Here is a 12,558-nt window from a genome sequence, read left to right on the forward strand (position 1 = left end):
ATCTGAAAAATTACAATGCAGCAATTAGCACATTGCTAATCAGCAAGTATTTTTTACAGCCTTGTCGAATAGATATTACTGCGGATATTAAATCCCTTCAAACATGAGATTTGGATTTGTCAGGCTAATTCCCTTAGGTCTTTTTGTGGCTAAAAAGTATTCTCATTAATTACTGATTTATTTCTCATTAACTACTGAACTTAATTGCTTGATTTAAACCTTATTTCTCATTATCTTCTGAATTTTGACAACGGATGTAAAAGTTTAAGTATAGAAGCACAAAAAACGGCTCATTATTTTCAGGATAATGGGCCGTTTTTTTATGCGAGTTGCGTAGGTAGGTTGGGCCGGGCCACGTTGGGCTGGGCCTCACCAGGCTATGCTTCATCAGCAGAACAATGATTCAGAATGATCGTTTCCCCTGCCATCGGCAAGATGAACCAGCTTGCATCATATTGACGATGTCATCATCCCCCGAATCTGCGCCGGGCTCAAACCCAGCACGCGGCGCATGCTACGGGCGAGATGGCTAGGGTGGGCAAAGCCTGTTTCCAGGGCGATTTCTGTCATGCTCTGTTTGCCTTCCATCATGAGCTGGCGTGCGCGTTGCAGGCGTCGCTCCATGACATAGCGGTGCACTGGCATGCCTGTCGCCTGTCTGAACAGTGACTTGAAGTGCGACAGGCTGAACCCGGCCACGGCAGCGAGTTCGGCCAGGGTGAGGTCGCTATCCAGATGTGACTCTACATAATCAATGACGTGGCGCAAGCGCCAGCCTGGCAAGCCGGGGCCGGTTGCCGGGTCTGTCGCTGGCTTACGTGACTGCAAGGCAAACAGGCGGGCGGCCAAGGCGACTGCCAGGCTGTCGGCAAAAATACGCCCACCTGGATAAGCGTCATGGTCCTCGGCTTGCATCATCCAGCCTATGCATTCTATCTGTGGGTCACGGATATGGATGGCTGGCGCAAGCTGCGTATTCTGTGTACCCATGTTCATGGCTTCTGCAGTGTCGCTAAGGATTTGCGGAGACAGGCGCAACAGCAAGGATGTGGCGGGTTGTGTCAGTGTCCAGCGTGTGCTGGAGCCGCCAGGCACGACACAGAACTGGCCATGCAGGCGCACGCCCTGCCGTTCATAATTACCAGCGCGGTAAGACACAGGCACGGGGTCACCCAGATGCAGGCAGAGTACATGGCGTGCATCGACGGGGGAATTGAACAGGCCAATTGGTACAGGTGAAGTCAGCACATCAAGCAGCGGCAAATCATGGCTGCCAGCACTGTCCAGCAGCGCCGCAGATGGATGGGGATAACATGCAGGTCTGGTCATCACGCCCTCTAAGTATGCACACCTGAAGAAGTATTAATGTAGCGCAAATCATCCGCCTGTGCTCAGCACTGGCTGTTTGTGCGCGTCATTTCAAAATGCTGTTGCTAGCATCGTCTCCATTGTTACGGTCCACGAATTAACCACACCTGGAGATAAAAATGAAGAGACGGCTTTTCTTGCAACTCACTCCTGCAGCCATTGTTGGCAGCGTCAGCGCTACATTGCTGATGCCAGCCCTGGCACTACCCAAAGAACCAGACATGCAGCAGCCAGCAACGGATGCCGCAGCTTTTCATGCCATGCGCCGTTTTGCCAGCCTGCCCTTCGGCAAAATCGCTTATGTAGAACGCGGCCAGGGCGACACTGCACTGTTACTGCACGGTGCGCCACTCAATGGTTTCCAGTGGCGTGGTGCGATAGACAGGCTGTCACCCTACCGCCGCTGTATCGCGCCCGACTTCATGGGCCTGGGTTATACACAAGTACCCGCACAGCAATCACTGACGGCCGATGCCCAGTTGGACATGCTGATCAGCCTGCTGGATCACTTGAAGATAGTAGTAGTCGATATCATTGCCAGCGACAGTGGTGGTGCAGTGGCACAGCTATTTGCGGCACGCTATCCAGAACGCGTGCGCAGCATGTTGCTGACAAACTGCGACGTCGAGCCAGACAGCCCGCCAGCAGGCGTGCAGCCCGTCATCAAGATGGCCCGCGCTGGCACCCTGGCTGACGAAACCGCCAAATGGCTGAGCGACAACACCATGGCCCGCGCCACCTTCGGTGCTGCCGTATTCCACAACCCGGCAATACTTACCGCTGACAATATCGCCTGTTACGTCACGCCACTGGTCAGCTCAGCACTGCGCCGCCAGCAATACCACGACTTCCACCTGGCGCTGGAACCCAACCCCTTGGCGGGCATAGAGGCAACACTCAAGCGCAGCCACATTCCCGTCAGGATAGTATGGGGCGGCAGCGACACCCTGTTTCCCCTGGCTGATGCAAATTACCTTGACCAGCTATTCCCGCAATCACGCGGCATACGTGTCATACCAGAAGGGAAACTGTTTTTTCAGGAAGAGTTTCCGGATGTGATTGCGGAAGAAGCCCGCCGCTTATGGAAAGTGTGATGGGCATATCAGGTTGCAAGGCTGTGTTGAAAGCTAGCTCAGGCTGGCTTTCAACAGACGGGGAACATTTACTTCCCATTCATTTCCCACCCAGCGCCGCTATACGCTCCGCCGCATGACTATTCTGCGCATCCAGCCCCAACGACAAGCGGTAATGCTTCAAAGCCGCTATCTTATCCGCCTGGAACTCATACACCTCCGCCAGGCTGTCATGCAGGTTTGCGCTATTGGGATAAATCTGCACGCCAAGGCCAAACACCGTCACCGCCTGATCAGCCATTTTCTTGCTCAGCAAACGATAACCCCAGGAATTGAAATCATCTTCCGAAGGATCAGGCAAACCCTTATCGATTTTGATCTTGTTCAATTTCGCTGCCAGTCCTGCATAGCCATCCTGCGCAATCTGCTCACGTAAAAGATGCGCAGCATAAGCGCCACCATGCGCTTTTCTCAGACCCGGCAAATAAAAACCAGCTATATCATCGATCATCCCCTGCGGATCAGCACCCGCCAGATTGGTCAGCGTGACGATGGCAAGATCATGGCCGGGATACACATAAAATGCAGAACGCGCACCACCCACGCCAGCCACCGCAGCATACTCACCCTGCCGCATCACTGGCCAGCCCAGCGCCCACACAGTTGGCTTCCCATTATTGAAAGTACCCGGCGTCCAGAGCTGCTTCAAACCCGCAGCAGAAATCAGCTTGCCCTGTTGCAGCGCAATGAGCCAGTTCGCCACATCCTCGGCACTGCTATTCATGCCCGCACCCGTGCGCAAGAATGGCGGATAGGTCTCGACGATATGCCGCAGGCTGCCACCCGGTTCTTCATACCTGTACGACACCGCCTTGTGCGGTATCACATCACGCGATTCACCAAAGCCCACGCTGCGCATGCCCGCCACCGCAAACTGCCGCTTCTGGAAAAACTCGATAAACGGCATGCCACTCAGACGGTCTATGATCTTGCCCAGCAAAATATAATTGGTCTGGTTGTAGCGATACCGCTCACCAGTCTTGAACTCCATAGGCCAGGTCTGAATCGCAGCCCAAGCCGCATCCACCTCTTGCGGCGTCGCTAGCGAAGGTATCTTGCTGCTGATGATGTCAGGGATACCCGAAGTATGCGTAAGCAACTGCCGCACAGTCACCGCCTGCCAGGCCACAGGCAAACCATCCAGATACCGCGACACGGGTGCAGACAAATCCAGCTTGCCCTCTTCCACCAACTGCATGATGGCAACCCCAGTAAACGACTTGGTCGCAGAATTGATGGAAAACACATTCTGGTCATTCACAGCCACCGCATTCGGTATCTCAGCAAGACCATAAGACTTCAACAAAACAATCTTGCCACCCCTGACCACAGCCAGTTGCATGCCAGGGATGCGGCGTTCTTGCATTTCGCTTTTTATATAGACGTCGATATGCTGTTTGACCTCTGCGTCGTGGGTCAGGGCTGTGATGGGAGTGTCAGTAGCATTCGCTGAATAGCTATTTGCTGTTGCTCCCATCAAACTGCAAACTACGCAAAGCGAAGCAATCATTTTTGTCATTAAATTTGCTTTCAATAGAAGAAATGCAGACATACTACCAAGGCTGCATTTGTGGGATGGGACAGGAAGTGGAAAAGATAACTTATTGAGAGCAATCTTCCAAGAATGCGCTCTTGCATTATTTGATATTCGACTCATAAAATAGTTCTGCATACAGAATCGACTACCGTGAAGCAGATTAAAAGTGCGAAATACCGAGATGAGACTGGTTCATGTCGCCAATCGATTGCATTTATCTTGCTATTTATTCTGCGAAAACATATTTATGAAATAAAAATGAGACCTACATTGATCTGCAGCAATAGATCGCAAACAACTTTATGAGTGACGATATACAATTATTTCCTCATGGCTTAAAATAATGGCCTGTGAGAGTTGATCTTCAGGTTTTGGAGACCCGCATCTGGCTCTACAATTCTGCTGTTTACACATCACGGGTTTGGAAGCCGTGATGCCCCTTTGCCAGGAAACAACAGAACTCGGACAGGACTTTTCCAAGTTTTCTCAGAGTCCCCTAAGTGCTAACTGGCGCTTGGGGGGACTGCCAATTTCTTCACGCGCCATCAGAAGTTGTAAGTTTTCTACTTGGATGCGCAATGCTACCAAGTACTTTCAATTTCATCACTATTCCGCTTAAATCGTATTTAGCGACCACACGATCATTTTTTTCTTGCACCACACCCCAAACTCTCCGAACAAATTGTTTCTTTTCGAGAGTCTCTAAATGTCTCTGAATAGTTCTTCGAGATACCCCCATACGCCTTGCAAGGGTTGATGTTTGGGGAAATGGCATGTCATCAGGCTTCCACCATGACATCAGTAAATTTATCAGCACCACCATCTCTCCACCATCAATTCCCAACTCATTCTGATGTCGCAACAGCGCAGAAGGAATGACTACAAACCCATCGTTTAATGCTACTCCCCACTTTTGATGCAGTGGATTAGTAACAGCAAGTTCTGTCAGCTCACTCATTACCATCTGCTTTCGTTAATTGATGTTAGCAAGTATCTTTGAAAAAACTGTTAAAGTAAAGTGAATATTACTATGACGACACCAGTGTCGTCGTTTATTAAAAAATGCATGAACTCAGAAGAAATTTGAATTGAGTATGCTTCCCTCGACGCGATAAGAAAGAAACTCAATCTCAGGAGTTTAAATTTAACTTGACCTTTGATCCCAATTTGGTAACATATTAAATATTCCCAATTTGGGAATAAAATATTCGATGACTTTTAAGGCGATTTTGTATGAGGGTTTTAGGGCGCGGTGTGGCTGCTGAGTTCTGCGATCAGCACGCGGGCTGTCGAAAGTGGGTTGCAAACTGGATTGCAGATGTAAGCGCGGCGCTCTGGCTCACCGCCAAAGACATTGAAACAAAGTATCCATCTGCAAATTTCGCAACTACAAATATAGTTATTTTTAACGTGAACGGCAGTGAGTACCGCATGGAAACCCAAGTGGCTTACAACACAAGCGTAATTATCATTAAGTGGATTGGCGCGAGTGACCAGTACATAAATCGGATGCGTTAATATGGAATACAGAATTCTTAAGAATGAGGTAGAGCATAAAAATGCTCTACAGGAAGCGGAGCGGTTAGTTTCGCTCGACCCAGCGACAGGGTCGATGGATGGCGATCGTCTCGCCCTCCTTGCCCTTTTGATTGAAGACTACGAAAAGCGTGCATACCACTTTGAAGCACTTGATCCAATTGAAATAATCGAGTTTCGTATGGCCGAACAAGGTCTAAGGCAGAAAGACCTTGTTCCGCTACTAGGCAGTAGAAGTAGGGTTTCTGAGGTTTTAGGAGGCAAACGCCCCTTAACAGTCCAAATGATACGAGCACTTTCCAGCGGGCTTGGTATCCCGGCAGATGCGCTTATCGGAAAAGAACCAGGGAATTCCACTGACGAAGATGAAACTAATGTCAATGACATTGATTGGAAGCGTTTTCCATACAGAGAAATGGAAAGACGCGGATGGTTTAGCGCGGCAAGAATAAGTGGCAATAGTGCTGAAGAAATGTTGCGCTCATTCCTCTCTCAAATTGTCCCTAACCGTCATGCGCCAGTAATGTTTAGGCGGAAATTTCGAGGCGATAAACTTGATGAAAAAGCGTATTATTCAACTTTAGCCTGGACAGCGCGGGTACTCATGCGTGCCAAGGACATTGAAGTCAATTTACCTAAATTTGACCCTAGTAAAATATCAGCAGACACATTGCGAGATTTGGCTCGATTGAGTTGGTTTAGTAATGGCCCACACCTAGCAGTTGAATTTCTATCCAAATGCGGTATTGCGCTTATTGTAGAACCTCGATTGCCAAATGCAGTTATTGATGGCGCGGCGATGTTATCCGAAAGCGGAACTCCAGTTATTGGCTTAACTTTACGAATTGATCGAACAGATTATTTTTGGTTTACGCTTATGCATGAAGTTGCGCATGTGTGGAAACACCTCAATACATCAGATGAAGCATTTATAGATCGAATTGAGAGAATTGCAAGCTCTGAGAAGATAGAGCAAAAAGAAAATGAGGCTAATCGTATAGCTCGCGATACCTTTATTCGACGAACAGTTTGGGAGCGTTCGTTGACAAGACTTGCGCCGACACACCAAAACATTCAGGAACTAGCAGATAGCTTGCACATACACCCTTCTATTGTGGCTGGTCGTATTCAGTTTGAGAGTGGGCATTATGAGCAATTTCGTGAATTTCTAGAGCAAGGGTTGGTTCAAAAGCACTTCAGTGAATTCCAAATGATGCAATAAAAGAGGATATCTAGATGAATAATCACTCGATTTATGTGCCGCTTATCAAGGGCAAGGACAACGACTTAATGGCAGTTGGTAAGGTATTCAATGATGTGCGCCGATTGATAAAACCTTTCATAGAAGCAATGCCTCTAGATTCACAAAGTCATCCAGTAGAAAGACATGTCTTCAATCTATGCGAACAGATCCGAAAAAACTTGCCACTTGGTGAGATTTTTGTGGATTTTTATTTGCCGGATGAAACCATTCCAGATGGAACAAACGCAACTGTTTATGGGTTTAAGTTACTTAAAGCATACGGTCGACCAGTGACACCAGTATTTGGTCTTGAGCGTAATGATAAATTGTGGGACTCACTTGGCATTATTGCGCAAGATTTTGGTAAAGGCTTTTGCTTCAGATTATCTCGCGATGACCTTGCCGATTATTCACTTGACGATGTATGGGCGCAGATCATAGAACGTACCGCTCAAATGCGTCTTCCTCAAAGTCAAATCGACTTGCTCATTGACTTACGGCACATTGATGCAGATGAAACCATTGCACTTGCAGAAAATGTCATTTCCTTTCTTTTCCACAATCCAAGTATTGCAAATTACAGGTCAATAATAATAGCTGGCTCCTCTGCACTGAAAACTGTTGGAGGTATACCAAAAGAAAAAATCGGAGAAGTGATTCGACAAGAGCTGCACCTGTGGTCATCTTTATGGCTAGACATGCCAGACGGTGTCAAACCTATATTTGGAGACTACGGCATTGTTCATCCCGACTTCACCCCCCGAGTGAATAATAAAAATATGAATGCAAAGATTCGATACACTGCAGGTGACAAGATTATCTATTTTCGAGGGCACGGTCTTCTCAAACCAGTTAAAGATTTTAATCAGTACTATGTCTTGGCTGGACGAGTTAGAAGAGACTCCCGGTATATAGATCGCACCTACAGCTATGGAGATACATATATTGATGATTGCGCGCACCGACGCATCAAACCTGGATCGCTAGCCAAATGGGTGGTTGCAGATATGAATCATCATGTTTGCTACACTGCGCATCAAATAGTTAGATTGACGCGTGAATTGGCATTCGCAACAACAAAAGATGATGCTGATTTGGCGCTTGCTGCAATTTGAATTCGTTCCCTATACTTTTTAGTTAAAGTATTCTGAATATGCGAAAGTGCGATTGAAGTGTAATGATGAAATCGACAAGACCATATATTTTCGAAGCGCCATCGCGAAGGGAATTCACAATTATCTGAATAAAAGTCCTCGCCTTCAATTAAATATGGGCATTTTGAAATACTCTTTAGATCATCAAATTGAGTATTCATGTTAATTTTCCATTACATCCTTTAAAAGGATGTTGCAGTGCGAAACATCCCACAGAACCCTTCCCGACTTCCAGCCAAACTGCCCTGGATACCTGTGCATTCATAAATTAATAACTGACAAAGTAAGTATGCGCATATGTCAGTATCTAAATCTTGTTGTGACGAAAATACGTTCGTCAACATCAAAATACGTCTGCAAACAAAATTCTCTCACTTCAATTGATATTAATTTGGTATTAAATTAACATCAATTTTGTTGCCTTATTTTCAACCAACAACCACCTTGCAAGCCGTCCACGGCCGTTCTGAGGATGTTTGTCTTTGCATACCCAACCCTTAAAAGGACAAGGAAATGCGTGCTGCACAGATCAGGCGTCATCTTGGTGCGATGAATCAGCCTAAGGCTTTACCTGTGACGAGGACTCAGAAGGGTTTGCTGGGTGGGGTGAATTTGTTGTTGGCTGAATCTATCAGCCCTCAAACCTGATCCCCAGTTACAGAACCAGAAGCCGCCGCTCAATCTGGAATTTTCTCCGCGTGATTATGTGACTTATCTCTTGTCCATCGATGCCGGGATTGAGCATTGCCTGATGGTGCAATACCTGTATGCGGCGTACTCGCTGGATGGGTCACCTAGCTGGCAGGAAGTGATGCTGGGTATTGCCAGGGAAGAGATGGGCATTTGATCTCTGCTCAAAATTCGCTGCGGCTGATTGGTGCGCCGCTGCATATGGAGCGTGAGGATTATCCCAGGGACGGGCCGTTTTATCCTTTCCCTTTAAGCTGGAACCTTTGACGCTGCAAGCCTGTGCAGCTACACCTTACCTGTCGCTCAAGAGCTGCCAAAATGGCAGGCTACAACTCGGTGATGCCGCATTTGCACTCGGCCCGGTTCATCCTTAATTCACGAAGTATCACTCCATGACTATGGCAACGTGGCGTGCTGGAAAGCATGGCTTAGCTTTTCAGCCTGCGATTCGAGCTCTCCATGAAACCACGAACAGCACTCATCATCCTATGTGACATCTCGCACATACAAGATGTCATCAAAGAATTAAAATAAACCATGGATATAGCTGTCAGCGTGCGTTTCCCGGCAACATCTGGCGTGGTTTGACCTCTATTTCATGTGCTGCCTTGTTTTACTTTTACGCCTCATGCGCTGACACTCTATGATAGAAACTTCTCTCTCACGCGAAACCCGCCAACCGGCCACACGTATTTCTACCGGGGTGGCAGGACTTGACGACATCCTTTGTGGTGGACTAACCGCTCAACGTGTTTACCTGGTGGAAGGTGCACCTGGTACAGGCAAGACTACGCTGGGCCTGCAGTTCCTGCTGGAGGGCGTGGCCCATGGGCAACGCGGGCTGTATATCACCCTGTCAGAAACAGCAGATGAACTGGATGCGGTAGCCCGGAGTCATGGCTGGGATATAGGCAAGATCACGGTATTTGAGCTGGCCAGCGATAATTCGCTGCACCCGGATGCCCAGCAATCTGTATTTCATCCATCTGAAGTTGAATTGGGGGAGACTACCAAATCTGTCATGGACCGTGTCAATGAGCTCAAGCCACTGCGTGTTGTTTTTGACAGCTTGTCTGAGATGCGGCTACTGGCGCAAAACCCCTTGCGTTACCGTAGGCAGATTCTGGCACTGAAGCAGTTTTTCGCGCTGCGTGATTGCACGGTGCTGTTGTTGGATGACAAGTCAAATAGCCCCGATCAACAACTGCATAGCATTGCCCATGGCGTCATCAGCCTGGAGCAGATTGCGCAAGAGTTTGGCAAGGAACGACGCCGTGTCAACGTCATCAAGATGCGCGGCATCAAGTTTCGCGGTGGCTACCATGACTATATCCTGCAAACTGGTGGCCTGAAAATATTTCCGCGCCTGGTGGCGGCAGAACATTACCGGCAATTTGAAACTCATATCAGTTCTACTGGCCTGGAAAGTTTCGACCAATTACTGGGTGGCGGACTGGTCGCCGGTACCAATTCGCTAATCGTCGGGCCTTCTGGCATAGGCAAGACGACGGTATCGGTGCGCTGCCTGCTGAGTGCGCTGGAGCGTGGAGAAAAAGCATCCTTCTATCTGTTTGATGAGGGTTTGGGTACTTTCTTTACCCGTTCTGCTTCCATGGATATGGACCTGCGGCCCTATGTTAATAATGGTCAACTGGCGATTCAACATATTGATCCCGCCGAGCTGGCCCCTGGTGAGTTTGCACAAATGTTGCGCGATGCAGTTGAATTGAATGGCGTGCAATTTATCGTCATCGACAGCCTGAATGCTTACCTGCAGGCCATGCCTGGTGAACATTTCCTGACACTGCAAATGCACGAGCTGCTGTCTTACCTGAACCAGCAGGGGGTCACTACAGTACTGGTGCTGGGCCAGCATGGATTGATAGGCGAAGTACGTACCGATGTTGACCTCAGTTACCTGAGTGACACCACGGTGCTGTTACGCTTTTTTGAATCGAATGGCAGATTACGCCGTGCCATTACGGTGATAAAAAGCAGGACCAGCAACCACATGCTGACCATTCATGAATTGCAGCTGGGCAGCGGCGGCATCATTATCGGTGAAGCACTGGAAGGATTTGAAGGCGTACTGACTGGCCTTCCTACCTATCGCGGCACGACCCCAATGTTGGTGGAAGACGCTGATGAAGAGCGATAACAGCGCTCTGGACGAGCGCATACTCATACTGACACCCCATGGCAGGGATGCTGAAGTCATTTATCAATTCTTGCTGCGCAGCGGTTTCGAATGCGGTGCGGTACCAAACTTTGACGCCATGGTCAATGAACTGGTGACAGGTGCAGGCGCTTGTGTGATTGCCGAAGAGACTTTACAAGACTCAAGTACCAGACAGCTCATTGCCTGGCTACGTACGCAAGAACCCTGGTCTGACTTCCCATTTGTGGTGCTGATTTCCAAAGGCAGCAACATTGTCAGCAGTGCCGCAAGCAGCACTTTCGATCAGCTTGGCAATATCGTCTTGCTGGAACGCCCGCTCAATTCAGAAACCTTGCGCAGCGCTGCTGCCTCTGCCCTGCGGGGTCGCCGGCGTCAATACGAAGCACGCAATATCTTGCAGGACAGAATGCTGGCGACAGAAAAATTGCGCGACAGTCAGGCACAGCTCCTGCAATTGAATGAGACGCTGGAGTCTCGCATAGAAGAACGCACACGTGCGCTGGCACAAGCCAATGACAGGCTGATGAATGAGGTCATCGAACGTGAACGGGTGCAACAGGCGATGGTGCAATTCCAGAAAATGGAAGCAATGGGGCGACTGACTGGTGGCATCGCACATGACTTCAACAACCTGCTCAATGTCATACAGGGCAGCATGGATTTGATCTTGCTGCTGTCCAAAGATGACATAGCAAGACGCAAGGCCGAGGTGGCCCGCCGTGCATGCGAGCGGGGTGGCAAGCTGACAGGCCAGTTGCTGGCTTACTCCCGCAATCAGAGACTGGACCTGCGCTCGACTGATGTAATGGCGCTGTTCGAAGGTGTCAGGGAGTTGATGAAAACTTCCCTGGGGTCATTGATAGAGCTGGAATTTGAAATGGACCATCAACTGGAATTTGTCATGGCCGACAAAAACCAGATGGAAATGGCCTTGCTCAATCTGGCCATCAATGCCCGTGACGCCATGCCATCGGGCGGCAAACTGACGGTAAAGGCATCCAGGGCAATACCACCAGAAGACTTGCTCCCGCCAGGTAAATACGGCCTTATCTCGGTAACGGATACCGGACATGGCATAGCCCCTAACATTCTTGCAAAAGTGTTTGAACCTTTTTTCACAACCAAGGGCGTAGGTAAGGGAACCGGCCTGGGCCTGAGCCAGGTTTATGGCATGGCCCAGCAATCCGGCGGCACTGCCCGGGTATCCAGCGAATTGGGTATCGGCACTACGATAGAAATATGGCTCAGGTTGGCAGAAGATTTTGCAGATACAGACAAGCAAGGCCTGGTTCCTGTTTTGCGATTGGTGACTACTGGAACAAGGATACTTGTAGTGGAAGATGACGATTCTGTCAGGCAATCCATGGTGGAATCGCTGGAAGCACTGGGCTATGAGGTAAGCCAGGCACCTGATGGCGAGTCTGGTTTGCGTGAGCTCAGACGTGAAAAACCGAATTTGATGATCACCGACTATCTGATGCCGGGCATGACTGGAGCCAGGCTGGTTGATATCGCCAATCAGGAGTTCCCCGGCCTGCCCATGATTATCGCCACCGGCTATGCGGATATGGAAGCGATTGACCAGGTCATAGAAGGTAATGCCATCTTGCGCAAACCGTTTCAACTTATTGAGCTGGCCTCCAGTGTTGATCAGGCGCTACGCCGGCACGCAGGTCATCCCCAGCATTAGCCTGTATTTAGCGCGTAAATAAACTCCT

General features: G+C 48.9%; 10 protein-coding genes. 7 read left to right on the plus strand and 3 right to left on the minus strand.

Translation table 11 applies throughout. The annotated features are described in order from the left end of the window. Window positions 1–450 precede the first annotated feature (450 nt). The gene (locus AC07OI_RS28480) at window positions 451–1,329 is read right to left on the minus strand and encodes a helix-turn-helix domain-containing protein (protein ID WP_492705286.1); all 879 of its coding nucleotides are present in this window, start codon (window positions 1,327–1,329) and stop codon (window positions 451–453) included. Window positions 1,330–1,487: 158 nt separating this feature from the next. On the opposite strand from AC07OI_RS28480, the gene AC07OI_RS28485 reads away from it, so the two are divergent. After that, window positions 1,488–2,462, plus strand: coding sequence for an alpha/beta fold hydrolase (locus tag AC07OI_RS28485; RefSeq protein WP_495259489.1), 975 nt, complete (start codon window positions 1,488–1,490; stop codon window positions 2,460–2,462). 79 nt (window positions 2,463–2,541) lie between these two features. On the opposite strand, the gene AC07OI_RS28490 is transcribed toward AC07OI_RS28485, so the two are convergent. Then, complete coding sequence (locus AC07OI_RS28490; protein WP_495259490.1) at window positions 2,542–4,020, minus strand: serine hydrolase; 1,479 nt, start codon at window positions 4,018–4,020, stop codon at window positions 2,542–2,544. 553 nt (window positions 4,021–4,573) lie between these two features. Then, on the minus strand, window positions 4,574–4,996 hold the full coding sequence (locus AC07OI_RS28495; RefSeq protein WP_495259491.1) for a helix-turn-helix domain-containing protein: 423 nt from the start codon (window positions 4,994–4,996) through the stop codon (window positions 4,574–4,576). 275 nt (window positions 4,997–5,271) lie between these two features. Between AC07OI_RS28495 and AC07OI_RS28500 the strand changes: the two genes are divergently transcribed. The 6 genes from AC07OI_RS28500 to AC07OI_RS28525 all read left to right on the plus strand — a co-directional run bounded on the left by AC07OI_RS28500 (window position 5,272) and on the right by AC07OI_RS28525 (window position 12,530). Then, window positions 5,272–5,556 (plus strand): type II toxin-antitoxin system HigB family toxin, encoded by a 285-nt coding sequence (locus AC07OI_RS28500; protein WP_495259492.1) that lies wholly within the window; start codon window positions 5,272–5,274, stop codon window positions 5,554–5,556. A 1-nt stretch (window position 5,557) separates the two neighbouring features. Continuing rightward, the gene (locus AC07OI_RS28505; RefSeq protein WP_495259493.1) at window positions 5,558–6,796 is read left to right on the plus strand and encodes an ImmA/IrrE family metallo-endopeptidase; all 1,239 of its coding nucleotides are present in this window, start codon (window positions 5,558–5,560) and stop codon (window positions 6,794–6,796) included. A gap of 14 nt (window positions 6,797–6,810) precedes the next feature. Then, complete coding sequence (locus AC07OI_RS28510) at window positions 6,811–7,932, plus strand: beta family protein (RefSeq protein ID WP_495259494.1); 1,122 nt, start codon at window positions 6,811–6,813, stop codon at window positions 7,930–7,932. Window positions 7,933–8,677: 745 nt separating this feature from the next. Next, window positions 8,678–8,818, plus strand: a complete 141-nt coding sequence (locus AC07OI_RS28515) for a ferritin-like domain-containing protein (protein ID WP_495259495.1) — start codon at window positions 8,678–8,680, stop codon at window positions 8,816–8,818. Between the two features lie 486 nt (window positions 8,819–9,304). Next, a complete protein-coding gene (locus AC07OI_RS28520) occupies window positions 9,305–10,819 on the plus strand; it encodes an ATPase domain-containing protein (RefSeq protein ID WP_495259496.1) in 1,515 nt (504 codons plus the stop codon). Beyond that, entirely contained in the window at window positions 10,806–12,530 is a 1,725-nt protein-coding gene (locus AC07OI_RS28525) for a response regulator (RefSeq protein ID WP_495259497.1), read from the plus strand. Before AC07OI_RS28520 ends, AC07OI_RS28525 begins: the two co-directional genes overlap by 14 nt. Window positions 12,531–12,558: the final 28 nt, after the last annotated feature.

It is taken from the genome of Undibacterium sp. GW821-FHT07F11 (assembly GCF_059418665.1).

Bases quoted from the DNA above. Each gene is read 5' to 3' on its own strand.
- AC07OI_RS28480 (WP_492705286.1), bottom strand. From the start codon at position 1,329: ATGACCAGACCTGCATGTTATCCCCATCCATCTGCGGCGCTGCTGGAC.
- AC07OI_RS28485 (WP_495259489.1), top strand. From the start codon at position 1,488: ATGAAGAGACGGCTTTTCTTGCAACTCACTCCTGCAGCCATTGTTGGC.
- AC07OI_RS28490 (WP_495259490.1), bottom strand. From the start codon at position 4,020: ATGACAAAAATGATTGCTTCGCTTTGCGTAGTTTGCAGTTTGATGGGA.
- AC07OI_RS28495 (WP_495259491.1), bottom strand. From the start codon at position 4,996: ATGAGTGAGCTGACAGAACTTGCTGTTACTAATCCACTGCATCAAAAG.
- AC07OI_RS28500 (WP_495259492.1), top strand. From the start codon at position 5,272: ATGAGGGTTTTAGGGCGCGGTGTGGCTGCTGAGTTCTGCGATCAGCAC.
- AC07OI_RS28505 (WP_495259493.1), top strand. From the start codon at position 5,558: ATGGAATACAGAATTCTTAAGAATGAGGTAGAGCATAAAAATGCTCTA.
- AC07OI_RS28510 (WP_495259494.1), top strand. From the start codon at position 6,811: ATGAATAATCACTCGATTTATGTGCCGCTTATCAAGGGCAAGGACAAC.
- AC07OI_RS28520 (WP_495259496.1), top strand. From the start codon at position 9,305: ATGATAGAAACTTCTCTCTCACGCGAAACCCGCCAACCGGCCACACGT.
- AC07OI_RS28525 (WP_495259497.1), top strand. From the start codon at position 10,806: ATGAAGAGCGATAACAGCGCTCTGGACGAGCGCATACTCATACTGACA.